Source organism: Geobacter grbiciae (assembly GCF_018531165.1).
Lineage (GTDB): Bacteria > Desulfobacterota > Desulfuromonadia > Geobacterales > Geobacteraceae > Geobacter > Geobacter metallireducens.
In genome coordinates, this window is record NZ_JAHDIW010000010.1 from 99141 (window position 1) to 124861 (window position 25721).

Consider the following 25721-nt stretch of genomic DNA (forward strand, 5'->3'; position numbering starts at 1 on the left):
ACGGAGCCGTAGCTCCGCTGAATAGTATTACCGGCCAGTGGCGCAGAACTTCGGCCAGGGCCACCCCTCGCTCCCCTTTTCCAGGATGAAGAGCCGTTTCTCGTCGACACCTTTTGACTTCAGGTAGTCGTACGTATTCTTGGCGCCGCCCCCTCCACGGGGACAGACGATCGCCACGTCATCCTTCGTGACGCCGATCTTCTTCAGGGTGGCGTCGAGCCGCTTCTTCTCCTCGGCGCTCTTCACGGGGAAGGCGTTGGTTTCCAGCGCACCCTTGAAGTGCGCCTTGGCAAAGCCTTGCGGCGCCTGGATGTCCACGATGATCATGGGGTGGCCACTCTCCAGCCACCCTTTGAAGGTGTCCTGCTTCACGTACCGGTAGTTGGCGGCCATGGCCGCAACGGCAACCAAAAGAACAGAGACCGTCAGTAAGGTGATCCATTGTTTCATGCTCTCTCCATTTCGGTGAAATGTGCTTAGTGTGCGTTACGCCGCGTCCGATTCAGGATTTTCAGGAACGCCTCGATCCGCACTTTCAGCTGCTCGGTGTCCGATTCGGAGTAGTCAGTCTCGATCTGGAAGAAGGGAATAGCAGTACGCTCCTGGAGGTATTTCTTGAGACTGTAGGACTCGATGTTGTAGGTGTGGCACCCCTGCCAGGTGAGGTCGATGACCCCGTCAGCCTGAAACTCGAGCGCAAGGCGCTCCACCAACTCGAAGCGCCCCTGGTTGGGGGACATGCACGAGCATCCCAAGTGTTCCGATGATTAAAGCCTGACCACCGACCCTGCCCCCAAGAGGCTCTCGGCAATGGTGAACATGTTGGTGACCAATCCGGCCACGAGCTTCTCCTTGCGGTGGAAAAAGTCGAGGCAGACACCGCAGGAGAGGACCTCAACCCCACGATTGCCAAGGCTTTGCAGGGCCTCCAGAACCTCGGACCCTTCCGTGGAGAGAAGAACCCCGGTGTTGACGAAGAGCATCCGGTCAGGAAGCTCCTTAAGGTCAAGGAGGGTGATGATGAAGTTCTTCATGAGGAGCCGCCCCAGCTCCTCGGGGCCGTCCCCGAGCCGGTCGGAGGCCACGAGCATTACGGTCTTGCCCCCCTTCCCTGCCACGGTCCGGACCGGCTCGACCGGAGCACTCCCCGGCGAGGTGATGGTGAGAGTGAAACCGTTATCAGCCTCGGCTTCACTGACGGCAAAACCGCGGTTTTCGGCAAAGCGGGTCACGTTCTCCCGGGGGGCTCCAGGGTCCACCAGGACCTGCACCGTCTCGCCACCCGCCTCCTCCAGTGCCCGCTTGGTGGTAACCACCGGCGCGGGACAGGCCATATTCCTGCAGTCGATTATTTTCATCCAAAACCCCTTCATCCGAAGTTCATCAGGCGTCATAGCGAATTCTGGTAAAGTATTGCGTATTTGACAGAACAAGGTCAAATTGATAATTTTGATAAACTAAATAGTTAATATCGTAAATACCGATAACAGGAGAACCCCCATGAACCTCAAGCAGCTGGAAGTTTTCCTTGCCGTGGCCGAAAGCGGCAGCTTCTCCCGGGGAGCCGAGGCAACGTTCATTACCCAATCGACGGTGAGCCAGCATATCGCGGCCCTGGAACATGAACTGGGGGTAAAACTCCTGGACCGCACGGGGCGTGGGGCGCTTCTGACCGAGGGGGGAAAGCTCCTGCTGGAGCACGCCCGGAAGGTGGTGGCGGGCGCCAGGGAAATCGAGCCGGCCATGCGGCGCTTCCGGGGGGTGGAAGAGGCAGAGCTTCGCGTGGGGGGAAGCAACATTCCGGGCGACCACATGATCCCGGAGGTCCTGCCCCTCTTCCTTGCGCGGCATCCCGGTGTCCGCCTGACGCTTCTCCAGGGGGACAGCCGGGAGATTCTGGACAAGGTGGCGCGGGAAGAGGTGGAGATCGGCATCATCGGGAGCAGCTTCGACGACGAGGGGTTCGCCTTCACCCCCCTGGGGCGAGACGAAATCAGGCTCATCGCCGGCAGCGCCCACCCCCTGGCCGGCAGAGGACCCGTCGGTATCGACGTCCTGGCCCGCCAGGAGTTCATCATGCGCGAACCGGGCTCCGGCACGGCCCGGACCATCGCGCACGCCCTGGCCGGCGCCGGCGTCGCACCGGCCACCCTTGCCGTGCGGGCGAGCCTTGGGAGCAACGAGGCGGTCAAGCATGCCGTGGCCAGCGGATTGGGAGTGTCGTTTCTGTCGGAAATCTCGGTGAGAAAGGAACTGGGACGCGGCGAGCTCGTGGAGGTTCCGGTCGAGGGGCTGAAGATTTCCCGCACGTTCTACCTTGTGCAGCGGGATGGGCGGGAGCTTTCCCCGGCGGCCCGCGCCTTTGCCGACCTGATGAGGGACCAGTACCGCTAAGCGGCCGACGCTGGCACCCGTTCCACAACAACGGCGACGAGCTCCCCTTGGGCGGGATGCCGCGCCGACTCTTCGGCTGGCTGGAGTCGCAGGGGAACAGGGCCTTCAGGGTGTGAAGCAGATCAATATTCCCCAACGATCAGTTCGTCGAGATCCTTCCTATCGCCCGTGCGGGCGAATTCCGCCGGCCTCCCCACTGCGACCACCGCCATAAGCTCCAGGCTCTCCGGCAATGCCAACAGTTCCCGCACCTTGTCCGCGCTCTTCAGAATCTCCCCGAGCCACACGGCCCCAAGCCCCAGGGCATGGGCCGCCAGAAGCATGTTCTGGAGGCACGCCCCGACAGACTGGTGATCCTTTGTATCGTTGTACATGGCGGCCCGGTCGCAGAAGACCGCAATGGAAACCGGCGCCCCTTCCAGAATGTGCCGGTACTTCGTAAGCCCCGCCAGCGCCCGGCGCTTTTCGTCGTCGGACACAATGGCAAACCGCCACGGCTGATTGTTGAGCCCCGACGGCGCCCAGGAACCTGCCCGGACGATCTCCAGAACTGCCTCCCGCGTCACCGGCTCGCCGGTATACTGCCGCACGCTGCGGCGTCCGTAGATTGCCTCCAGAACCTCCATCTCCGTCCTCCTCGCCAGCTGGCTAACTACACGTAAAATAAATTAAAGTTTTGCCGTTACACACCGATTAACTAAGAAAAATGTTATGAGGTCATTCCCATGCTGGTCAAAGCCATTGCCGTCGTTTCGGTGCTCATGTTTTTCGTTGCCCTCTGTTGTGTCTGCATTGGGGGAATCATCTTCCGGTAGCCCGTAACCTCACCCCTCTGTCGCTTCGCCCGCCTACGTAGGCGGGCGCTCCCCCCCGGGCACTTCAGATGCTCCTGGGTCACAGCAGCATGTTTCAATCCTCGCCCGCCTGCGTAGGCGGGCGCTACTTGGAGCAGACGTTGCTGCCATGCCCATTTTGCGGTTTCAATCCTCGCCCGCCTGCGTAGGCGGGCGCTACGCAAACATACGGGGTAACGCTCGGCAACACACAGTTTCAATCCTCGCCCGCCTGCGTAGGCGGGCGCTACCACTCATAAGGAGCACCCTTGAAACGCACTCTCCCCCCAGTTTCAATCCTCGCCCGCCTGCGTAGGCGGGCGCTACGACGTACACGGACCACCTGCAAGGGGAGTCGGACGTTTCAATCCTCGCCCGCCTGCGTAGGCGGGCGCTACAAGATGCTCGCCGACCTGGAAGGCCAAGGGCACGTGTTTCAATCCTCGCCCGCCTGCGTAGGCGGGCGCTACTGTCACATCTTTTTAGTGACAGTTTTCAAACAGTTGCATGCCCATTTTCGCGAATCCGGCGAAAAAAGGCCGCTAAGGTATTCCCTAAAATCTCTCACCCTCCTTATCTCTCGAAATGTCACAGTGTTACCCGTCCGCGAACATCCCGTGTTTCTGAAGGGACACCAGGTTCGCGGCTCAAACGATCAGCGGCTCATCGTCAAAGAAGATCGTTCGCGTGAGTCCATGGGTTTCCACATGGTTCTCCCGGGGCTCTGTCAGGCGATAGAAGCGGAGGTTGTCCTGTTCCTTGTTGATTTCCCGAAGCAGTTTTCGCCGCAGATCCTCAAACTTCATCTCATTGACCTGACATTCAAACACCGACTTCTGGACCCGCTGGCCATAGTTCTTGCACGCCTGGGCCACCCGTCGCAGTCGCCGGCGTCCCTCTCTGGTTTCGGTGTTCACGTCATAGCAGACAACTACCCACATCAAATCCCCCTCTATCCCCCTTTCATAAAGGGGGACTCGCAATTCATCCCCGCCCCGCCTGTAACTCCCCCCTTTGCGAAAGGGGGGCCGGGGGGAATTTCTATGAATAGAGCACCGGCGTGTACTGCTCCAGGTCCCCCCGCAGATGCCGGGCCAGCAGCCGGGCTTGAACGTGGGGTAGGAGTCCGAAGGGAACTTTCTGGTCGAGGACCGGATGGTGAAATTCATCCTGTTTCCGCTTCTGGTAGGCCATGATGACTTCCTTCCGACCCGCATCGTCCAGATAGGTGGCCCCGCCGGGCCGCACCTCGAAATGTTTTTCAGTGATCTGCTTCCGGTTGATGAGGGTAAGGGCCAGCCGGTCCGCCAGCACCGCTCGGAATTCTTCCATGATGTCGAGCCCGAGGGAAGGTCGCCCCGGACGTAGGACATGAAGAAAGCCCATCTGGGAATCAAGCCCCACTCCTTCAACGGCGCTGATGCAGTCGTTGAGAAGCAGCGTATAGAGGAAGGAGAGAAGTGCGTTCATGGGATCGAGCGGAGGCCGACGGTTGCGGCCGTTCATCCTGAAGGCCGGGCGCTCCTCTTCCTTCACCATCCGGTCGAACACCTGGAAATAGGCGTTGGCCGCCTCCCCCTCCAGTCCGCGCACATGGTCGATATCCGTCGCGTCCTTGAGATGGAAGAGCGCATCGGCCAGGGTGTCTCCCGCCTTGCGCAGGACGGCGCTTTCATCGGCATCGGTGGTTTCGCGCGCTCCCCGCATGAGGATCTGGCGGGCATTCTTAACCTTCCCCGCCACCATGTTCCGGGCGATTGCCGCGGAGCGCTCCTTATCCCGCACCGCCTCGTACTGGGTCTGGCGCAGGAGCACGTTGCCGCTGGTCTTGCCGACGACACGGCACTTGAATTTGCCGTTACGGTCGAGGATCACCACGGCCCGACCGTCCTCGGCGCAGCGGGCCATGATGAAGGGACTCATCATGACGTTCCCCATGGTGACGATGGCCCCCAGATGGTGAAGCGGCACCTGCATCTGGAGTTCGCCTTTCACCTCCACCTTCACCGTTTCGTGGTCGAGGCAGACATAGGCCCCCTGAGTCATAACATAGAGTGTGTTGAGGATCTGTTTCATTTTCCTTTCCCCCCTTTGCGAAAGGGGGGCCGGGGGGGATTTCCCAGCCGCTTGCGACTTTCTGGTTCCACCAGGAAATTTTCTGACGTCACCACCCGTTCGCCGGTTTCCACCTCCAGCTTTTCCCGTGCCTCGCCGGCAATCCGCCCCCCCTTGTGGGCCGCCACCTTGTTTTCGGGAAAGCCTTGAGCATCCTGCTTGCGGGCTATCTCCGTCGTGGCTGCCTCACCCAACATCGAGAAGATCAACTCCAGATCGGTCATGTGGTCCCGCAGGCTTTCCCGCGTCAGTCCCTTGAACTGCTTGTACTCGCCGGGAGTCATGCCGAAGGCGGCTTTGGAGATTTCGGCGGTCAGAATGGCGTACTCCGGTTCGCCCTTCACGCCCCGGTTCTTCCATTCCTCCGTCAACTCCGCCCGGATGGCAATACCGCGCATCCGCTTCTCGATCCAAGCGTCGGAGTATCCCTTGGCCTTGTACAACTCGCGGGTGCGCTTCGTGGCCAGTTCGGGGTCTTCGATCTCCTGGACCCGCTCGTAGCCAACCTTAGCCAGCCAGCGTTTGAAGGGCTCGGCCTTGGGAGACGGGATGGACTGGATGATGCGGAAAAGGCCTTCGGTGCTGGCCATCTCCGTCAGATATTTTTTCCCATCCGAAGACTCCAGTTTCAGTTGTCGACAAAATGTCGACAACTCAACTCCGCTGGAATCAATCTCCCGTTTTTTCATGCGGTACCAGTAGTCGCGGGGCTTGTCGCTGTCCGTCAAAGCAGCAATCACGTCAACCACGGCAAAGAACCAGGCATTATCCACCAGCAGGCGCCTGATCTCCTTGCTCTGAAAAACCACCAGCTTCGTTTCCATCCATCCCTCCTCAGATCACAAACAATTCCCGCGCCGCCCTGCGGCTTCTGTCCTTCTCGGCAACGACGGCAGGAAGGCATGATTCCTTCAGCGAACAATGGGTGCAGCGTTTGTCATTCACCGGTGGCGGGACAGCGGATTGCGCCAGCAGTGCATGGACACCTGCGGCCGCTTTCGCCACATGCCCCCGCATTGCGTCGGTAAGAACAACTTCACACCGCTCCCGCGAGCCATGCCAGAAGAGCGCTCCCTTCTCCACCGCAACCCCGAACATCTCTTCGAGACAGATGGCCTGGGCACAGAGTTGCAGCGCCTCATGGCGGCCGTCCCGGTGCCTGCCCGATTTGTACTCCACCGGATAGGGAGTTCCACCGTGAAACTCCACCAGATCGGCCTTGCCAATAAGGTTAAGCCGTTTCGACCAGAGGGGGAGCGCCCGCTCGTAGCGGATGCCCGCAACGTCATGGGACGACTCCATATCCACGTTCTCATGCACGTCGCGGCCGCGCATGGTGTAGAGGTTTTCGCCCCACACCTGCTCCACGTGGATGAGGGCGCACTGGCGGGGGCAGTAGCTGTAGTGCTCCAGGGCGGAGATCATGATGGGGTCGGGGGTATCCATGATGTGTTCCTCTGTAGGGGCAATTCATGAATTGCCCAATCATCGCGTCATCATTTGGGCAATTCATGAATTGCCCCTACGGGAGGACATCACAACTTCTCAATGACCGTTACACCTACCGGCATATTTTCCTGAGTAGGCACACAGATATCATAATGATCGAAGCTGCGGACCGGCGTCTCCGATGCCTCGGCAGAGACTAGGTCAAAGAGATGGTGTGCCGGAGCGTTCCCCATCTTTGAGTCATGCTTGAAGACGATCAACTTGCGGGCTGACATCTGGCCACGGGCAGCCGAGCGGTCGTGCTCGAACATGTTCACCAATGACTGCCAAAAAAGTTCGAGGTCTTCCTCGCTGAAGCCGGTCTGGGCGGCGAGCGGTGCGGAGACAAAGCCGTGGCAGCGGTAGAGAGCATAAGGGACCGTGAATTTGCGCCCCATGGTGCGGTTATCCCCCTGTTGCTTTTCGGCTTCCGCCTCGGTAGCCACTGCCATGCGGGTGATGCTGTGCTCCAGCGGCACGATCTGGTCAACGCTACGGGCGAAGGTCAACTGGACCGGACCGCGCACCTGGCCGGCATTCTTGCCGGTGGACATTACCGCACCAAAAGTCCGAACGTCGAAGTATTTGCCACACATGAACTGCCGAGCGGCCTCGGTTTTTTCACCCTTTTCCTTTGCCTTTACGTTTTCCTGTTCGTGGGCCTCATCAATCAGGTTGTTGAGAATCGCCTTCTCTTTGACAAAGATGTCATACCCCTGCGACAGCTCCTTATCCAATTGAACGTAGTTCCGCACCTTCCGCTTCAAACAGACGTCCGTCACCAGCCCATGGCCGGTTTCCGGATCAATGCGGGGAAGGTTGCCGGCGTCAGGGTCGCCGTTGGGGTTGCCGTCCTTCACGTCGAAAAACAGTACAAAGTCATAGCGGTTCTGAATGGTCATGGTCATCTCCTCCTATGGATTCACGTTGGTTGTGGTTTCGTTCTTTTTGAAAAAATCCTGGCGCTGATGATAGTAGCCAACCGCAAAGCGCCCCTGGTCCTGGAGACTCAGGTGAGTCGGAAAATCATCAAGACCATCCATGATTTCGCCGACGATCTTTTCCAGATTGACCGCCCGGCCCCGGTTTTCGAGCTTTGCCAGATGGTGGTTCTTCAGCTTCATCAGGTGCGGGAATGCTGCCACCGGCGTTCCCGAAGCCGCGCCGTAGAAGCGGTCACGGATGGTGGCATTGATGCCGGGGCTTGCCTCTTCCTGGATCTTCTCCAGTACGGCGAAAAGCCGCCCGAGCCGATAGCCCGGATTGGTATTGGTTACATCGAGTGCCATGCCGACCTCCTGTTCGTTTGATGTGTAGTATCTTGTTCCCCGCGCCAATACGGCCTTTATGACAGACACGCGGGGGTAGGTGATTTCGCGCTCGGCACGACAGCGCCGAATCGCCGCCGAAAGCAAAGACTGGGGATAGGGCGTTCCTGCCAGAATCGATTTCATGAGGTCGCCGGCCAGATTCGGTGGGATGTTCTCTGACTTCCCCTGCATTGCCGTGGAAACCAGCAACCGGAAAAGGGAAAGGTATTCCGGCTGATTGGGCCCGTGAACGACGGCGCAGTCATCGAAGTGCTGTCGAATATGGCGGGCGGTTTCGCCGACCGTTCCGGCGTGCCAGAAACGGACGGCAATGCGGGCCGCGTTGGGGGCAAGGCCGAGGACAAAGAACGGGGTGAGATCGTGGTCGAGGGGCGGCGTGCCAGCTTGTGGAGCGGCATAGAGGGACCGGATCGCCTGGGTTGATTGATCGGGGTTTTCCTTGGCCGGTTCGCCGAAAAGATCGGCGAAAAGATCTTCAACACAGTGCTTTTCGCCAGCCCAGAAAACCATGGTGTCGCTGCCAAGCATCAGTTTCTGTCTTGATTCCTTGGCCAGCAGATGGTTAAGGGCGGTGGTGTAGGCAAAGGCCGCGCCCTTGCTGGTCGGCGCGTTGTAGCTTTGCTGCCGGCCATAGGAGTCGAACCCCATGTTTTTCTGAAAGGAGACAATTTTCGCGTTGCTCTTCGCCCCAATGATCGGCGTTCGCGGATGCAATCGAGCCACGGTGGCACTTTCGCCGGTTACGAGGCATATCCCGTCCACGTCCCCCGTTGTCGAGTCATCTTCATCGTCGTCCTGTGCGGACGATTCCGCGACGAATTCCCTGACGTTATCGCTTTCGCAGACAAGGCTCAACTCATCGGACAACCTGAAACTCAGATTGCAGCCTGGAATTTTCCGGCATTCCTCCCACGCAGGATGTTCAAGTAACTTTTTCCTCTCGTCGGAGGTCAAAAAGCGCATGACCGCCTGAACGCCTTTATCTTGAGGATACGCAGCGGCAAGCTCCCCAACCCTCTCGACAAATGTTCCGTGCTGCTTCCGCGCCATCTCCTTGTCGGCGTCCGAATCCGATTTGGGCCAGCAAAGGACATAGCCGTAATGATCCCAGAGCAGGTTGGCACTCTGCCATGCGTTTTTCCCCGATCTGCCGCTGTCCTTGGGCACCCTGAACTGACGCGCGATCAGTTTCTTTCCCGACCTGTTCCTCGTATCCTGAAAGTCGCAGAAGGTTCCGTCACTATTGAGGACAATCAGAAAAGGGATTTCCTTTTGCTCGAATCCTTCCGGCGGCAGTTCATCCTGTTTCCGAACATAAAGGCCATGCAACGCCTGCAGTATCATCGCCGCACCTCCTCGCTGTCACGGGCTGGGACCATCATTCTGCCATCCTTCAGCGACGCACGGAAAAACGAAGGGCGGCAACCGTCGGTGCAGGTATGGACGTGCCCCTCATCCTTGCTGGTGTCGTGGCAGAGATCGTAGAGCATGAAACCGAGGTCGCGCGTCTCGGTAATTGGCTCCGGCAGAGGTTGGTCATGGGGAATTAGCTCAAAGCCGGCAGAGAACTCCCGTGTCCCCAGGTACGGTTGGTTGAAGCATTTTCCCTTGGATGCACGGCAGATGAACATTTCTTGGAACTTGATGACGTTGTTCCGCTCGTCGGGCGGCACGGTCATCTCGAACCAACCGTGGATGGTATAAGCGACATCCCGCAGAAACAGGCCGGCCCGCTGCTGGCGCTGCTCCTCAATGAACAGCCCATTAGTTCGTGGAGACATGACGCTCCCCACTTCGTTCCGCCGCACCGACTCCCAGCGGATCGGCTTCAGCACGTCGATCCGGTCCACCTGCCAGCGGATGGCCGGTTTCCAGAGAATCGCCTCCAGAACACCCCTCGCCGCCGATGGGGTCATGACATCATAGGAGACCCGCTCCACCTTCATTTCGGGCCGAGTGAAGCAGGCGTTGGCGCCCCAGACCTTGAGGCGCAGCATCCGGCTTTTGGTGGATGACATATCCATACATTCCCCTCCTTTCCAGGAATTCAATACATCAGTTCGTCAGGCTCGTACACGATCGACTTATCCGGACAGAAACCCAGATCAGGGTGATACAGGGCGCCATGCGCCTGCACGAAGATACCGGGATACCTTTCCCGGATTGCCCCTTCGGCCAGCAGACGATTGTGCAGGTAGCGCGGCAGGTTGACCACCGAACGCTGAAGTTTTCGCAGCAGCCAGCGCTCCGGCCCCTGGCGTTCCAGCAGAGACAGCAGTTCGTCATTCTCGAATTGGACGATCACCGGCGCCTGGGCACTCTCGTCAATAAGCTGAAACTTTCTGGCCGCGGTGCGGAAGCTGAATCGTAGTTCCGAGTCGTTCCGCAACAGGCCGATGATATTTTCACGGTCAAGGCGGTCGCCGCGCATCCAGTAGAACTCTTTGAAGAAGGCCTCAAATCGCTCCATGGACAACGGGTCACTTTCTGATCCGGCCAGAAGCCGCATGCCGATCCCCGCCGCCTGCCGAAGATGGCCCGCAGGGATTTTTGACGGCGGAGTAAAGACGAAGACATCCCCCCATTCCAGCAGCCCCTCCCGATTGCACCGCCCGGCTGCCTGAGCGATTGAGTCGAGGCCGGCCGCGGCCCGATAAACAATCGGGAAATCCACGTCCACCCCCGCTTCCACCAGCTGGGTACTGATGACCCGGGTCGGTTCCTTGCCACTGAGTCGAGTCTTGATTTCGGTGATCTTTTGTGCCCGATGGGCTCCGCACATGAGCGCGGAGAGATGAATCGTCCCCTTCGTCATCTTTTCCCACAGCGTGCGGGCATCGTCGCGGCGGTTGACGATGCAGAGAGCTGAATCCTGCCGCTCAAGCTCCTCGGCAAGCTCATCCCATGAAACCGGGGCAAGGTCACGCAGTTTATGGATACGAGTCCTCTTGAGCTTCACATGGAGCTTCGCCGGATCGTCCATAATTTCCGTTATCTCGGGAATCCCCTTGAAGTCGAAGCTCGCCGATTGATGCGGGCCAAGGGCCGGCTGGGTAGCCGTACAAATGACTACCGTGGTCCCGTAGTTCTTCTGCAACTCCTTGAGGGCTTCGAGAATCGGATTAAGGAAATCCGGAGGGAGTAGTTGGGCCTCGTCGAGGATCACCACACTGTTGACGATGTTGTGCAGCTTGCGGCACCGGCTGGTGCGGCTGGCAAAGAGCGATTCGAAGAACTGAACAGAGGTGGTGACGATGACCGGTGCATCCCAGTTTTCAGACGCCAGACGCAGGCGCTGCCCTTCCTCGTCACTGTCCTGACGGGCCACGTTGCTGTGGTGTTCCACGACCGAATCACCGAATACCTGCCGGAACTGGTCGGCGGTCTGTTCGATAATGCTGGTATAGGGGATGACGTAAATGATGCGGCGCTTACCGTGGGCGCGGGCATGGTTGAGGGCGAACGCCATTGACGAGAGGGTCTTGCCGCCACCGGTTGGAACGGTGAGGGAGAAAAACCCCGGTGAGTGAAAAGCCTTACCAACGGATTGGCGAAGGATTTCAGTGCGCAGCCTGTTGACGGGAGTATCACAGGCGGTGGCCTGTTTGCCGGCCATATAGGCATCGAACAGGGGAAGCAGTTCTTCGATTGCCGGGAAACTGCTACGTTGGCCGGCCGGTGCAGGATTGAAAAACGCTTCGGTATCGAGAAAATCGCCATCCACAAGACAGGAAAACAGCATTCGCAGCCAGAGTGAAGCTGTCAGGTCGGTGGCTGGCGGTTTCGGGCGTTCGGCTGGAATTTGCTGTTCAAGCAGATTGGGAGGGATTTCCGAGAGGACCACACGGTCTAACAAATCGGTTGAGGTAAGACGTCGTTCCAGATTAGAGCCGGTATTGTCAGCCCAGTCAAGGAGACCGGCATGATGACCGGCCACAAGGTAGGCTATGACTCTCCCGAGTTTCCCAAGCCGCTGGACGGCATACAACGCCCCAGCAGATGAATGATCGGTTCGTAGCCCATCGTCCAGTATGTAGCGTTGGAATTCATGAGAATATTTCCCGAGGTCATGCCAGATTCCGGCAAGCCTCCCCCACCCTGCACACCCAAACTCTCCGGCAAAAGCTGCGGCAAAATCCGCCGTCCCGCACAGATGCTCCTCAAGCCTATGAACCCGCCCATCTTCCGCCAGATGGGCCACCGGTCGTTCTCTCATCTTCCCCTCCAGAAACACCGCCGGACACTCAAATCAAAAACAGTGAACCCATCCTAACCTACAATTGCGACAAAACAAGTCACAAAATATTCTCCTGCTGATAAGTGATGGTTTGGACGGGGAAAGGGGACTAAAGGGTAAGATTGACGCTAATCAGCAATACACATAAAAAAACCCGCCTCCTCTATCGGGGGCGGGTTTTCGCTCGTCTGGGGGATCGAGTGCGGGTCAGGCGGCACCCTCCTCCTTATCCTTGGCCGCGATCTGCTCCGGCTCTTCCAGCGTTGCCTTTTTGAAGTTCCTGATGCCGGCTCCCAGTGACTGTCCCAACTGGGGGAGCTTGGCAGGGCCAAAGACAACAAGGGCAATGACGAGGACGATTATCATTTCTGGCATTCCGAATCCGAACATGGTGAATCTCCTTTAGTGGCAAATCAGAGTATCGACGCAGAGTGTTGTATCACCCCGCGATGCGGTCGGCGCCGAGAGCGGCGTCGAGTTCGTCCCGCTCGCCATCCCGAAGCCGGTAATAGTCCACGGGGGTATTGATGTTGCTGAAGGTGGCGTAGTCCGGATCGAAGAGGGCCACCTGCTCGGCGTTGACCCGGTTGACGTTGGTCCGGCCGAAGAACGAAACAATCCGCCGTTCGCCCGACAGGAGCGTTGTCTCGATGGCGGCAAGGCACCCTTTGCCGTAGACCGCATGGAGCGGTTCCAGCCCCGCCGGGCTTTCGGGAATGAGGACCCCGCCCGGGTCGGCCAGGGTGGCCAGATGCCGGATCAGGTCGCTGTTCAGGTACGGCATGTCGCAGGCGACCATGAAGGCGGCAGGGTTGGCGGCGTGGTGCAGCCCCGCATGGATGCCGGCCAGTGCCCCCATCCCCGGGTGGATGTCGGCCACTTTCCGGCAGGGGAGAAAATCATACTGCTCCGGGTTGTTGGTGACGAGGAGCACCTCGTCGAAGATCTCGGCCAGCTGCCGATGGATGGCCTCGATGAAGCGCCCCCCCTTGTAGGGAAGGAGCGCCTTGTTGCTCCCCATGCGGCGCGACTGCCCGCCGGCGAGGATGACGCCGGTGATGCCGGGAATGCGCCTCCCCTGTGCGGACGCAGGTAGGGGCAGTTCATGAATCGCCCCCACGGGTGGCGCCATCGCCAGCCGCTCGTGGTGGGCATACACCGTGAACTTCCCTCCCCGGACATAACCGATGAGGGGAATCCCCGCTTCGTCGCACATCTTCACCGCCATGTCGGTGGCTGAGGTGCGGGAGGCGATGAGGGCTATTCCGAGCCGGGCGCACTTGGCAGCCATTTCGGTGGAGACCCGCCCCGAGGTGACGAGGATCGTCCCGGCCAGATCGATCCCCCTGAAGAGGGCCTCCCCGGCGATCCGGTCAAGGGTGTTGTGGCGGCCGATGTCCTCGGCAAAGAGGAGGAGGTTCCCCTCCCCGTCCCCCACGGCCGCGGAGTGGATGCCGCCGTGGCTCCGGTAATTGTCGGCCCGCCGCGCCAGCTCCTCCATGAGGCGGAACACGGCGTCGGGGGTGACGGATGCTCCATGCTCCCTCCTGGCCACCCTCTCACCGCTCTCCATGCTGAAAGTAACCCCCGTGCCGCAACCGCTGGTGAGGACCGGCTTCAGCCGCTCCGGCAGTTCGCTCCTGATCCGCACGTTAGCGATGCCGAAGTCGTCACAGACGGCCAGCATGTGGAAATCCTCGGCCCGCTCCACGAACCCCTGGTTGCGAAGGAACCCTGCAACGAGAAACCGGAGATCGTGGGGAGAAGAGATCAGCGTCGCGATCTCCCGGCCGTTCACGTGGAGCACCAGGGGAAATTCGCGGACGATGCCCGACTGTTTTTCTTCGAGACGGCCGTTGGTGTAAATGTGGATGGTTTTCATATCGTGTCAGTCCTCTTCCCTCACCCGGCCTCCGGCCACCCTCTCCCGGAGGGAGAGGGAAATCTTCCACCATACTTGGCAGAAAACTCCCCTCGCCCTCGGGGAGAGGGGCCGGGGGTGAGGGGACAAAAACCTGCTACGCCTCGCTCGCCACCCCATGCCCATGCTTCTCGATCTTGCGGAAGCGGTCGGGGATGGTGTAGTCGGTGGCCTCGGGGTGGTGCTCGAAGATGGGGAAGTACTTGGCCACGAGCACGAAGAAGAGGATGTGGGCCGCGATGATGCCGATGGTTACCACCGATTCGATGAAATTCGGGAAATATGCCGGCTGGCCGGGCTGGTGCATGGCGAACATGGAGACGTTGAAGCGGTTCAGCACGAGGCCGGCGATGACAAAGGAAGCGGCCCGAAGCTGCATCTGCTTGTCGGTCCTGATCCGTTTCGTGAGGAACATGCCGAACGGAATCAGGAGCCCCACGATCACCTCAACCGCAAAGAGGGCCGTCAGGACCGGTCGGTCGAAGAGGGGTCCGTGGGAGAGGGACGCCAGGGCATAGACCTTCACCAGCATGTAGACCCCCATGATCCAGGGGATGATCTTCGTCAGCGTGGCCAGCAGGTCGGACTCGTCGGGCTGCCCCATGTACTTGTGCACGAGGCTCGCCTCGAAGATAACGATGGAGAGGCCGGTGAAGATGGCGGAAAGCCAGAACTGAAGCGGCAGGAGCGGATTGTACCAGAGGTTGTGGAGCTTGTCGACGGCGATGAGGAAGAAGGTCCCCAGGGTCGACTGGTGGAGCGTGGAGATCATGGCCGCCAGGATGGCGAACGGCAGCTCCAGGGTCCGGAGGAGCCGCAGCGGGATGTGCCAGCCAAACCGCTCGCTCACCGGGTGGAGGAACTCCAGGAAGAGGACCGTGGTGTACGCCATGACACACATGGAGACCTCGAACATGGGGGAGTGGACGTTCCAGTTGAAGAGGACGTAGGGGCCCCGCTGGGGCTGCCCCAGGTCGAGGAGCAGGCCCACGCAGACCAGGGAGTAGCCCAGGAAGCCGGTGACGATGGCCGGCCGGACCAGGGGCTCCAGCTTCTTGATGTGGAAGACGTGGGCCACGATGCCGATAGTGAAGGCGCCGGCCGCCAGGGGGACGGCGGTGACCACGTCGAAGGAGATCCAGAGTCCCCACGGGTAGAGGTCATTCAGGTTGGTGGTGGCCCCGAGGCCGAAGATGAAGCGGACAGCGGAGGCCAAAGCCGCCCCCCCCACGAGGACCATCAGAAACTTGATGAAGCGATGGTACCCTTTGATTTCATTCATGACAATGCGTGCCGCGGTCATTGGTTCCCCTCCTTCCGGCTGTTCCGTTCCTCTTCCTCGCGCCTCACCCGGTCCTTGCGGTGCTGGAACCAGGTGACCAGCGACAGGGTGCCGCCAACGGTGAGGAAGATCCCCGGCACGAACCGCAGGGCCTGCCAGGTGTAGGAAGGGAGCGGCCGCTTGGTGACCGGCCGGAAGCCCAGTTCGTCCAGGGGCTGCTGGGTCAGATAGAGGACGCTGGTGCCGCCGGCCTCCTCCTTGCCGTAGACCACCTTGAAGTAGCGGTCGGGCTTGGCGGCCATCCGCTTCTCCGCCTCTTTCAGCATCTCGTCCCGGCTGCCGTAGGTGATGGCGGTGGGGCAGGCGGTGGCGCAGGCGGGGTGAAGGCCGTTCTTAACCCGGCTGTAGCAGCCGGTGCACTTCTTCACCAAGGGAAACGCCTTGCTCCACTCGTACTTGGGAACGCCGAAGGGGCAGGCCACCATGCAAAAGCGGCAGCCGATGCACTTCTTGGCGTTGTAGATGACAGGCCCTTCCGGCGTTTTGTGGAAGGCGCCGACGGGACAGACGGAGGCGCATGCGGGGTCGTTGCAGTGCATGCACATCTCCTTGTAGAAGGCGAACTCGTTCTGCCCGTGCTTCTCGTAGTCCTTGAACTTCACCCGGGTGAAGGTGAATTCGGACATCTGGGGCGGGTTCTGGTACCCTTCGCCGGTGAAGAACGTGGTCTTCTCACCCTTCAGCTGGTTCCACTGCTTGCAGGCAACCTGGCAGCCGCGGCAGCCGGTGCACTTGGTGGTGTCGATGAGGAACGTCTTGGTCTTGCCGTAGTCGATGGTCGAGGAGCTCATGCCCGCTTACCCCCTTTCTCGATGTTGCAGAGGAACGCCTTGAACTCCGGAATGCCGGTGTTGGCGCACCCAACGGTGGGGGTGAGGACGTTACCGCTGTCCCCCTTGGCGAGTCCCGCGTAGCCGAAGTGCCACGGCATCCCCACCTGCTCGATCATCCGCCCCTGGACGTTGAAGGGCTTGAGGCGGCTGGTGACAAGGGCCACCGCTTCGATGGAGCCCCGCTCGGTGGTGACCTTCACCGTGTCCCCCTGCTTGATCCCCTTCCGCTGGGCCAGGGTCTCGGAGAGTTCCACGAACATGTCGGGAACCAGTTCCACGAGCCACGGGAGGCTCCTGGTCATGGCACCGGCCTGCCAGTGCTCGGTCACCCGGTAGGTGGTGCCGACGTAGGGGAACTTGGCGGTATCGCTCGACACGTTCTTCGGCACCTTGACGACCGGGTTGCTCTGCACCTTGGAGAGGAGGTTCCTGGCCGGACTCTCCACTGGCTCGTAGTGCTCGGGGAACGGCCCGTCCTTCATGTCGAGGGCGTAGAGGCGGCCATGTCCCTCGGGGAGCATGATGAAGGGGTACTTCCCTTCCTTGTCGTCCTTCATGGGGGGCCAGGGACCGTCGGGGACATCCCCCTTCCACTTCTTCTCCAGCGCGTCCCAGGCGATGACCGGGCGCTTGGGGTTAAACGGCTCACCGGCCGGGTTGACGGAGGCGCGGTTGTAGATGATCCGGCGGTTCACCGGCCAGCACCAGGACCACTTGGGGAAGAGGCCGAGGCCGGTGGGGTCGGAGGCGTCCCGGCGGGCCATCTGGTTGCCGTCCTTGGTGTAGGAGCCGCAGTAGATCCAGCAGCCGGAGACGGTGGAGCCGTCGTCCTGGAGGTACTTGAACATCGGGACCTGATCCCCCTTCTTGAACTCCAGGGTCTTGTCCTTGTCGACGATGGTCATGTCCTTGGTGAAGTAGCCGTTGATCTCCCTGGCCACCATATGGACGTCGGGCTCGTGGCCGGTGCCGTAGCTCCAGGAGAGCTTGGTGATCGGCTCGGGGAACGCGCCCCCCTGCTTCAGGTAGAGGGCCTTCACCCGCTTGTAGAACTCGTCGATGATGTGGAGGTCGCTGCGGGAATCACCCAGCGGGTGGACGGCGGCGTAGCGCCACTGGGCCCAGCGGCCCGAGTTGGAGATGGAGCCTTCCTTCTCGATGGAGGAGGCGGCCGGCAACATGAAGACCTCGGTCTGGATCGACTTCGGGTCGACGCCGGGACGCTTCCAGAAGATGGAGCTCTCGGTCTCCCAGAGGTCGGCGGTGACGAGCCACTTGAGCTTGCCAAGGGCCTCCCGGGCCTTGCCGGAATCGGGGCCCCCCACGGCCGGGTTCATCCCCATGCAGACGAGCCCTTCCAGTTCTCCCTTCCCCATCTTCTCCATGATCTTCACGTAGGAGTAGTTCCCCGACCGCTTGGGGAGGTAGTCGTAGCAGAAGTCGTTCTCGGCCGTGGCGTTCTCGCCGTACCAGGCCTTGAGGAGGCTCGTGATGTACTTGGGGGTGTTCCCCCACCAGTTGGCGCTCTTGGGGTCCTTGGTCTTGGGGGTCCACTTCTCGTTGTAGGCCTTCAGGTCCACGTTGTCGAACTCCGGCGACTTGAGGTAGCCGGGGAGGATGTGGAAGAGGAGCCCGTAGTCGGTGGAGCCCTGGACGTTGGACTCGCCCCGCAAGGCGTTCACGCCGCCGCCGGCGATGCCGATGTTCCCCAGCAGCATCTGGAGGAGCGCCACGGCCCGGACGTTCTGGCTGCCGTGGGTCGACTGGGTGATCCCCATGGCGTAGAGGATGGTCCCCGCCTTGTCGGCGCGACCGGTGCCGCAGAACGCCTTGGCCACCTTGAGGTAGTCTTCCTTTTTCGTGCCGGTGATGGCGCAGACGGTGTCCACATCATAGCGCCGGTAGTGGTTCTTCAGGAGTTGGTAGACGGACTTGGGATCCTTCATGCCCATGTCCCGCTTGGGCTTGCCGTCGGCGGTGGTGGCGTAGGCCCAGGACTTGAGGTCGTAGGTCTTCTCCTGATCGTCGAAGGCGCAGAACATGCCGTCCTGGAAGTCGAACTGCTCCGAGACGATGAACGTGGCGTTGGTGTACTCGCGGACGTACTCCTCGTGGATCATGTTGTTCTGGAGGGCGAAGTTGATTATCCCCCCCAGGAAGGCGATGTCGGTCCCCGGACGGATCTGGGCGTAGATGTCCGACTTGGAGGCCGTGCGTGTATAGCGCGGATCGACGGCAATGAGCTTGGCGCCGCTGTCGAGCGCCTGCTCGATCCACTTGAACGAAACAGGGTGGTTCTCGGCCGGGTTGCAGCCGATGGCCAGGATTACGTCGGAGTTCTTCAGGTCAATCCAATGGTTGGTCATGGCACCACGACCGAATGAAGCCGCCAGACCGGCGACCGTTGACGAGTGTCAAAGTCGGGCCTGGTGTTCGAGCTGCCCCACCCCCATGGCGCGGGCGAATTTGGTCCAGAGGTAGCACTCTTCGTTATCAAGACCGGCGCCGCCGAAGAAGGCCATGCCATCGGTGCGGTTCACCACGTACTCTTTGTTGTCCTTCTTGTTGAGCTCAGTCTTCTTGAAGGACTTGTCGCGGGTTTCCTTCATCCGCTGGGCGATCCGGTCAAGGGCCCAGTCCCAGCTCTTCTCTTCCCATGTGTCGGAGCCGGGCGCCCGGTACTTCACCTTCTGGAGCCGGTTCTCGTTGTTGGCGATCTGGAAGAGCGCGCCCCCCTTGGGACAGAGCGCCCCCTGGTTGATCGGGTGCTGCGGGTCACCTTCGGCGTTCACCACCCTGCCGTCCTTGGTGTGGACGATCAGGCCGCACCCAACCGAGCAGAACGGACAGATGGTGGTCGTGGTCTTCAGCCCCTTGGTCCGGAGCTCGGGAGCATCGACGCTCGCCTCCCCCGGCTTGCCGGAGAGCGCGATGGCCGCGCCGGCCAGTGCCCCCCGCTGCAGAAACTGCCTGCGTGAAATTCCCATTTCACAAACCCCCTTCGAAGAGATCGGGCCATGGAGCCCGTTGCGTTGAATGTGACAACGGGCTCACAAGGGCAACCTCCGTGCCAATACCGTTTACACGTCTACATTATCGACAACACACTGGAATAATTGGAATTCACAGATTTTTCACGGCAACAGGAACATACCGTGTGGAATCTTGTCTTGCGGAATCCTGGCCGCGTCTGTATCATTTTGTCCATGTAGACATACTAAAAACTAATGAAACGAACGGCATCGGCGGGCACGGAAAATCATCATGAAAGCACGCATTCTCATTTGCGACGACGAGGAAGGGATCAGGCGCTACCTCCAGAAGATGTTCCTGGCCAAGGAGTACGATGTGGAAACCTTTGCCGACGGAACGAGCCTTCTGGCACGTATTGAGGGGGGAACGGAGGGTGATGCCGACATCCTCCTTCAGGACGTGCGGATGCCGGACATGGACGGGATCGAGGTGCTGAAGCGGGTGAAGAAGCTCCGGCCGGCCATGCCGGTGGTGGTGATGACCGCCTTCGGCACCATCGACGCGGCCGTGGAGGCGATCAAGCTGGGGGCCTACGACTACGTCACCAAGCCGTTCCCCAAGGAGAAGATCCTCGGCCTCATGGAGAACGCCCTCCAACTGGACCTCCTCATGAAGGAGAACCGGGTGCTGAAGGAGGAGCTCTCCCGCCCCGACATCCCCGACAACATCGTCTTCACCAGCGCGAAGTTCCGGGAGGTCTACGACCTCACGGTCCAGGTGGCCGGCAGCGACGCCAACATCCTGGTCCTCGGCGAATCGGGTACCGGCAAGGAGCTTATCGCGGGCGCGATCCACGTGAACAGCCAGCGCAAGGGGCGGCGCTTTCTCTCCATCAACTGTGCGGCCCTGTCTGACACGCTCCTGGAGAGCCAGCTCTTCGGCCACGTGCGCGGTGCCTTCACCGGCGCCATCACCACCCAGAAGGGGCTCCTGGAGGAGGCCGACGGCGGCACCCTCTTCCTGGACGAGATCGGCGATGTCTCCGCCGCGGTTCAGGCGAAGCTGCTGCGGGTCATCCAGGAGCGGGAGTTCATCCCCGTGGGGGCCACCAAGCCCAAGAGCGTCGACATCCGCTTCGTGGCCGCCACCAACAAGGATCTGGCCAAGGAGGTCGCGGCCGGACGATTCCGGGAGGACCTCTACTACCGGCTCAACGTCATCACCATCGCCCTCCCCCCTCTGCGGGAGCGGCGCGAGGACATCGAGCCCCTGGCCATGCACTTCCTTGCCAAGTATGCCCGCCGCATCCGGAAGAATATCCGCGGGTTCACGCCCGAGGCGCTCCAGTCCCTCCAGGGGTACCGCTGGCCCGGCAACGTGCGGGAGCTGGAAAACGTCGTCGAGCGGGCCGCCATCCTCACCCGGGGCGACCTGGTCACTCCCGAAGTCCTCCCCATCCGCCCCCGGGAGGATGCGCCACTTCTCCGGCCGGACAACCTGCTCGTTTCCCTGGAGGAGATGGAGCGGGAGCACATCGAGCGGGTCTTGCGCCAGACAGGCTTCCACAAGAGCCGCACGGCGGAGATCCTCGGCATCTCCCGCAAGACCCTCGACCGCAAGATCGTGGAGTATGCCCTCGCCATCCCCGGCCAAGGGATCTCCGGAACCCTGGACGACTGAATGGGACCGAAGCGCTTCCCCATCCGCCTCAAGCTCACCTTCGCCACCCTCATCCCCCTCTTCGTGGCCTCGGTCATCTGCTGGGTCATCGGCATCTCCATCATCAACTCCCGGATCGTGACCCAGGCCCAGGAAAAGGTCCGCACCGACCTGAACTCGGCCCGGGCCGTCTACCAGAGCGAACTTGACCACATCCGGGACGTGGTCAAGTTCACCGCCACCAACCCCTTCACCTCCATGATTATCTCCCAGGGGGACCGCGCGACCCTCAACAACCTCCTCTCACCGCGGATGGCCAGCGAAGGGCTCGACTTCCTCACCGCCGTGGACCGGTCGGGCCGGGTCGTCTTCCGGGCCAGCAACCACGGGGCCTTCGGCGACAGCAAGATCAACGACCAGATCGTCTCCCGGGCGTTGCAGGGCGAGCACATCGCCGGCACCGAGGTGATCCCCCCCGGGGAACTGGTGAAAGAAGGGAAAGAGCTGGCCGCCAAGGCGTCCATCCAGATCCTCCCCACCCTCCACGCCCGCCAGCGGGACGAGTCCGTGGAGCGCTCCGGCATGGCCATGGTGGTATCGGTGCCGGTGCGGGACCAGGCCGGGACGGTCGCGGGTGCCCTCTACGGAGGAGTTCTCCTCAACGGCAACAACACCCTGGTGGACCGGATCAAGAAGATCGTCTTCGAAGCGGTGAGCTACCAGGGGGAGGACGTGGGAACCGCCACCATCTTCCTGGGGGACTTGCGGATAGCCACCAACGTCCTCCTTTCGCCGGAACGGCGGGCCATCGGCACGAGGCTCTCGGAGGAGGTCTACAACCGGGTCCTCCTGGCCCGCGAGAAATGGGTGGGACGGGCCTTTGTGGTGAACGACTGGTACTACTCCGCCTACGAGCCGATCCTGAACCTCCAGGGGAAGCCGGTGGGATCCCTCTACGTGGGGGTCATGGAACGCCCCTTCCTGGAGATGAAACGGGAGATATCCCTCATCTTCGGGGTGGTCCTCCTCTGCGGCTCCCTCATCGGGCTGGCCATTTCGAGCTTCATCGCCTCGCGCCTCGCCCGCCCCATCAAGGAACTGGAAAACGCAGCCCGCCGGATCACCGCCGGCGAACGCGACAGTGCCATAACCATCCAGACCCGCGACGAGATCGGCGACCTGGCAGGGGAGTTCGCCCAGATGACCAGAACCCTCGCCCAGCGGGAGGAGGACATCCGGAAGCTGAACCGGGACCTGGAGCAGAAGGTGCTGGACCGCACGGCCCAGCTGGAGGAAAAGAACCTCCTTCTTGTGAAGACCCAGGAGGACCTGGTCAGGGCGGCAAAGCTGGCCGACATCGGCATGCTGGCCGCCGGCGTGGCCCACGAGATCAACAACCCCCTGGCGATCATCCGGGGGAACACGGAGCTGCTCCAGATGGCGATCCCCGAGGACGACCCGAGCCGGGAGGAGGTGGACACCATCGCCCAGCAGACGGGACGGGTGGAGCGGATCGTGGGGAGCCTCCTCAAGTTCGCCCGCCAGCAGAAGAAGGAACTGGGAACGGTGGAGGTCAACAGGCTCCTGGATGAGATCCTCAAGCAGGTGGGGCACCAGATTCCCCTTGCCGGCATCGACATCCGACGGGACTACGCCGCCGACATCCCCCTTCTGGAAGGAGACGGCGACCAGCTCCGCCAGGTCTTCACCAACCTGATCCTCAACGCCATCCAGGCCATGAAGGAGGGGGGAACTCTCACGGTAAGCACCTCCCGCGACAGCGCCGGAGAAACCTGCACCGTTGCCGTGGAGGACACGGGGGCCGGCATCCCCCCCGAAAACCTCAAGAAAATCTTCAGCCCCTTCTTCACCACCCGCAACGACGGGACCGGCCTCGGCCTCGCGGTTTCCTACGGCATCGTCAGGGATCACGGGGGGAATATCCAGGTGGAGAGCGTTGTGGGAGCGGGGAGCACCTTCCGGGTGGTGCTGCCACTGAAGCAGGGGGAGCAGAAAAATGCCATCGCCCTCTCAGACCGTTGACGGCCCTCCATATCTGGCCTAAGATATTAAAAAACGAGGAACAAAATGGCAAAAAGACTCCCTCTGAAAATCGAAAAGATCCTTGAAGAAACCAAGGGCATGTTGAGCGCCATTTATGCCCAACGGCTGAAGGAGATCATCCTCTTCGGCTCATACGCCCGCGGGGATTTCTCGGAGGGATCCGACATAGACCTTCTCCTCCTGCTGGATAACGTCAACAATCCAGCAATGGAGCACGACCGCTACTTCCCCGCAATCTGTGAACTTTCCCTTAAGCATGATACCGTCGTTTCCGTTATTCCGATGGACTACGACACATACCTCTCCAAGAAAACCCCTCTTATTCTTAACGCCCGCAGGGAAGGGGTACCGTTATGATCAACTCGGTTCGCGAATTGCTCGACAAATCAGCGCAAAGCATCGGGGCCGCAGAAACCCTCATGCGCGAGCAGTACGTGGATTTTGCCGCTGGCCGTGCGTACTATGCGATGTTCTATGCTATTGAAGCGCTGCTGTTGAGTCGAGACATGAGCTTTTCCAAGCACTCGGCGGTCATAGCAGCCTTTGGCAAGGAGTTTGTGAAGGCCGGCACATTCGACAGCCGCTTTCACCGGTATCTGCTCAATGCATTCGACCTTCGCAATGCTGGGGACTACGGAATCATTCATTCCGTCAGCGAGGAAAAGGCGCGGCAAACGATCGAAGAGGCAAAAGAACTGCTCGCCGTCGTAACCAACTATTTAAGCGACGAATAGACCAGCTATCATGCTCAGCCCGAAGGCTCGTGAAGAAATGAAGTAGGCCGCAGCAGCCGCCTTGAGGCAGCCGCCGTGGATGAGGAATGGAATCGTTGATGCCGACCTCTGGCTTGATTATCTGACCGAGTACAATGAATTCATAAACCATCGGCGCAAGCCGGAGACGCCGTTTATCGAAACCCGGATGCTCCTGTAGCGCCCGGACCCGCCCGCCTTCTCTTCCCGCAACTTCGCACACCCACCGCCGACCATTCAGGAACTCCCCAGCCCGTACTCTTTGATCTTGCGGTAGAGGGTGTTCCTGCCGATGCCCAGGACCTTCGCCGTCTCGGTGATGTTCCACCGGTACTGTTCCAGTGCCTGCCTGATGGTTTCCTCCTCGGTATCCTTGAGACACCGCCGCGCAGACCCGCCCCCTTCTCCCCCCATGGCTGTGATCAGCCTCCTTTCAAGCGCCCGCAGGGAATCGAGCATCCGCTGCAGCTCATCGGCACCCAGCTTCCGCAGCTCATCTACGCTGACGTCGGTTCGCCAGAGCCGCTCCGGGGATAGGGAGACATCCCCCTCCCCGACTTGCGGGAACAGGGGAGAAAGGGTGTCGGCGGCCAAGGCTGCGCTGTTCAGCAAGGTGCTCTCCAGGTGCTCGGGAAGGATGGTGTCGCCGGCGCACATGACCACGGCGCGCCGGATGACGTTGGCAAGCTGGCGGATGTTGCCCGGCCACCCGTACCCCTGCAGAAGCCGCAGCGCCGGGGGTGAAATCCGCAGCGCTGCGTTGAGCTGACGGACAAAGTGCTCCGCCAGTTGGGGAATATCCTCGGAACGGGAGCGGAGCGGCGGGATTTCGAGCCGGACCACGTTGAGCCGGTAGTAGAGATCCTCGCGGAACGTCTTCTCCCGGATGGCCTGCTCCAGGTCCACGTTGGTGGCGGCGATCACCCTCACGTCGGTCTTGATGGGTTTTTCACCCCCCACCCGCATGAACTCGCCGGTTTCCAGCACCCGCAGCAGTTTCACCTGAATTTGCGGACTGGCATCGCCGATTTCATCGAGGAACAGGGTGCCGCGGTTGGCCAGTTCGAAGATGCCGCGACGGGGCTGGGCCGCGCCGGTGAAGGCCCCTTTCTCGTGGCCGAAGAGCTCGCTTTCCAGGAGGTTCTCCGGCAGGGCACCGCAGTTGACCGGAATGAACGCCTGATCCGCCCGCCCCGAGGCGGAGTGGATGAATCGGGCCAGGACCTCTTTTCCGGTGCCGGTACTTCCCTGGATCAGCACGGTGACATTCTTGGTGGCGATCTTGTGGGCCACGGATACGAGCCGCCTCATGCCCGGGGATGCCCCCACCTGGAAACCGACGGCCCGGGCCACCTCGGCCCACTCTTCGGCGGCGGCGCTCCCCTGCTGGAGGTTGAACCCGTGGCTGGCGGCCTTCTCGATCAGGGTCTCGACTTCGTCGATGTCATCAAAGGGCTTTTCCAGATATTCGTAGGCACCCAGCTGCATGGCCGCGACTGCCGTCTTGATGGTGCTGTAGCCAGTCATGATGATGACTTCGCAGGCGGGCTGCCGGGCCTTGATTGCCTGCAGAAGGGTCAGTCCGTCGGTATCCGGCAGCTTCAGGTCCACCATGGCCACGGTGAAGCGGTGCTCTTCGATGGCCCGCATCGCTTCCGGCTCCTTCGACGCCGTGACAACGTCATACCCTTTTCTGGTCAGCAGGCGGCGGAAAAAGGTGCAGACATCCGCCTCGTCATCGATAATCAATACCTTGATCTGTGACATTCTCTCTCCGTT

23 protein-coding genes and 1 CRISPR repeat array are annotated in these 25721 nt (G+C 60.8%); of the genes, 5 read left to right on the forward strand and 18 right to left on the reverse strand.

Features of this window, described 5'->3' with window-relative positions:
* Positions 1-27 precede the first annotated feature (27 nt).
* From KJB29_RS12840 to yedF, 3 genes are read right to left on the reverse strand one after another with little or no spacing between them, the layout of a single operon-like run.
* Positions 28-450, reverse strand: coding sequence for a rhodanese-like domain-containing protein (locus KJB29_RS12840; protein ID WP_215734891.1), 423 nt, complete (start codon positions 448-450; stop codon positions 28-30).
* 26 nt (positions 451-476) lie between these two features.
* Positions 477-755 (reverse strand): 2-hydroxyacyl-CoA dehydratase, encoded by a 279-nt coding sequence (locus KJB29_RS12845; RefSeq protein ID WP_343213566.1) that lies wholly within the window; start codon positions 753-755, stop codon positions 477-479.
* 12 nt (positions 756-767) lie between these two features.
* Positions 768-1358: a sulfurtransferase-like selenium metabolism protein YedF gene (gene yedF, locus KJB29_RS12850; protein ID WP_215734893.1), complete on the reverse strand. Its 591-nt coding sequence runs from the start codon at positions 1356-1358 to the stop codon at positions 768-770.
* Between the two features lie 142 nt (positions 1359-1500).
* Here yedF and KJB29_RS12855 point away from each other — a divergent pair, with 142 nt between their 5' ends.
* The gene (locus KJB29_RS12855; RefSeq protein WP_215734894.1) at positions 1501-2394 is read left to right on the forward strand and encodes a selenium metabolism-associated LysR family transcriptional regulator; all 894 of its coding nucleotides are present in this window, start codon (positions 1501-1503) and stop codon (positions 2392-2394) included.
* A 122-nt stretch (positions 2395-2516) separates the two neighbouring features.
* On the opposite strand, the gene KJB29_RS12860 is transcribed toward KJB29_RS12855, so the two are convergent.
* From KJB29_RS12860 to fdnG, 14 genes are all read right to left on the reverse strand, one after another.
* Positions 2517-3020 (reverse strand): nitroreductase family protein, encoded by a 504-nt coding sequence (locus KJB29_RS12860; RefSeq protein ID WP_215734895.1) that lies wholly within the window; start codon positions 3018-3020, stop codon positions 2517-2519.
* 280 nt (positions 3021-3300) lie between these two features.
* Positions 3301-3697: a CRISPR direct-repeat array (repeat unit 37 nt; unit sequence GTTTCAATCCTCGCCCGCCTGCGTAGGCGGGCGCTAC).
* A gap of 177 nt (positions 3698-3874) precedes the next feature.
* Complete coding sequence (cas2, locus tag KJB29_RS12865) at positions 3875-4168, reverse strand: CRISPR-associated endonuclease Cas2 (protein ID WP_004513729.1); 294 nt, start codon at positions 4166-4168, stop codon at positions 3875-3877.
* A gap of 100 nt (positions 4169-4268) precedes the next feature.
* Entirely contained in the window at positions 4269-5303 is a 1035-nt protein-coding gene (gene cas1c, locus KJB29_RS12870; RefSeq protein WP_215734896.1) for a type I-C CRISPR-associated endonuclease Cas1c, read from the reverse strand.
* On the reverse strand, positions 5300-6166 hold the full coding sequence (locus tag KJB29_RS12875) for a BRO-N domain-containing protein (protein WP_215734897.1): 867 nt from the start codon (positions 6164-6166) through the stop codon (positions 5300-5302). Before KJB29_RS12875 ends, cas1c begins: the two co-directional genes overlap by 4 nt.
* A 10-nt stretch (positions 6167-6176) precedes the next feature.
* The gene (gene cas4 / locus KJB29_RS12880; protein WP_215734898.1) at positions 6177-6788 is read right to left on the reverse strand and encodes a CRISPR-associated protein Cas4; all 612 of its coding nucleotides are present in this window, start codon (positions 6786-6788) and stop codon (positions 6177-6179) included.
* Positions 6789-6877: 89 nt separating this feature from the next.
* On the reverse strand, positions 6878-7732 hold the full coding sequence (gene cas7c, locus KJB29_RS12885) for a type I-C CRISPR-associated protein Cas7/Csd2 (protein WP_215734899.1): 855 nt from the start codon (positions 7730-7732) through the stop codon (positions 6878-6880).
* Positions 7733-7744: 12 nt separating this feature from the next.
* Positions 7745-9505: a type I-C CRISPR-associated protein Cas8c/Csd1 gene (cas8c, locus tag KJB29_RS12890; protein ID WP_215734900.1), complete on the reverse strand. Its 1761-nt coding sequence runs from the start codon at positions 9503-9505 to the stop codon at positions 7745-7747.
* On the reverse strand, positions 9502-10185 hold the full coding sequence (gene cas5c, locus KJB29_RS12895; protein WP_215734901.1) for a type I-C CRISPR-associated protein Cas5c: 684 nt from the start codon (positions 10183-10185) through the stop codon (positions 9502-9504). Before cas5c ends, cas8c begins: the two co-directional genes overlap by 4 nt.
* A 23-nt stretch (positions 10186-10208) precedes the next feature.
* The gene (cas3, locus tag KJB29_RS12900) at positions 10209-12377 is read right to left on the reverse strand and encodes a CRISPR-associated helicase Cas3' (protein WP_215734902.1); all 2169 of its coding nucleotides are present in this window, start codon (positions 12375-12377) and stop codon (positions 10209-10211) included.
* Between the two features lie 228 nt (positions 12378-12605).
* The gene (locus tag KJB29_RS12905; RefSeq protein ID WP_215734903.1) at positions 12606-12788 is read right to left on the reverse strand and encodes a twin-arginine translocase TatA/TatE family subunit; all 183 of its coding nucleotides are present in this window, start codon (positions 12786-12788) and stop codon (positions 12606-12608) included.
* 49 nt (positions 12789-12837) lie between these two features.
* Positions 12838-14280: a formate dehydrogenase accessory sulfurtransferase FdhD gene (gene fdhD / locus KJB29_RS12910; protein WP_215734904.1), complete on the reverse strand. Its 1443-nt coding sequence runs from the start codon at positions 14278-14280 to the stop codon at positions 12838-12840.
* A gap of 136 nt (positions 14281-14416) precedes the next feature.
* Complete coding sequence (gene nrfD, locus KJB29_RS12915; RefSeq protein WP_004513237.1) at positions 14417-15622, reverse strand: NrfD/PsrC family molybdoenzyme membrane anchor subunit; 1206 nt, start codon at positions 15620-15622, stop codon at positions 14417-14419.
* A complete protein-coding gene (locus KJB29_RS12920) occupies positions 15619-16452 on the reverse strand; it encodes a 4Fe-4S dicluster domain-containing protein (RefSeq protein ID WP_004513236.1) in 834 nt (277 codons plus the stop codon). Before KJB29_RS12920 ends, nrfD begins: the two co-directional genes overlap by 4 nt.
* Positions 16449-19481, reverse strand: coding sequence for a formate dehydrogenase-N subunit alpha (gene fdnG, locus KJB29_RS12925; protein WP_011365770.1), 3033 nt, complete (start codon positions 19479-19481; stop codon positions 16449-16451). The genes KJB29_RS12920 and fdnG overlap by 4 nt, the downstream gene beginning before the upstream one ends.
* 277 nt (positions 19482-19758) lie before the next feature.
* Between fdnG and KJB29_RS12930 the strand changes: the two genes are divergently transcribed.
* The 4 genes from KJB29_RS12930 to KJB29_RS12945 are packed head-to-tail and all read left to right on the forward strand — an operon-like array spanning position 19759 to position 23924.
* On the forward strand, positions 19759-21147 hold the full coding sequence (locus KJB29_RS12930; RefSeq protein WP_004513233.1) for a sigma-54-dependent transcriptional regulator: 1389 nt from the start codon (positions 19759-19761) through the stop codon (positions 21145-21147).
* A complete protein-coding gene (locus tag KJB29_RS12935; RefSeq protein WP_215734905.1) occupies positions 21148-23169 on the forward strand; it encodes a cache domain-containing protein in 2022 nt (673 codons plus the stop codon).
* 45 nt (positions 23170-23214) lie between these two features.
* Positions 23215-23547, forward strand: a complete 333-nt coding sequence (locus KJB29_RS12940) for a nucleotidyltransferase family protein (RefSeq protein WP_215734906.1) — start codon at positions 23215-23217, stop codon at positions 23545-23547.
* Positions 23544-23924, forward strand: a complete 381-nt coding sequence (locus KJB29_RS12945) for a HEPN domain-containing protein (protein WP_215734907.1) — start codon at positions 23544-23546, stop codon at positions 23922-23924. The genes KJB29_RS12940 and KJB29_RS12945 overlap by 4 nt, the downstream gene beginning before the upstream one ends.
* A gap of 255 nt (positions 23925-24179) precedes the next feature.
* On the opposite strand, the gene KJB29_RS12955 is transcribed toward KJB29_RS12945, so the two are convergent.
* Positions 24180-25709, reverse strand: coding sequence for a sigma-54-dependent transcriptional regulator (locus tag KJB29_RS12955; protein ID WP_215734908.1), 1530 nt, complete (start codon positions 25707-25709; stop codon positions 24180-24182).
* Positions 25710-25721 lie beyond the last annotated feature (12 nt).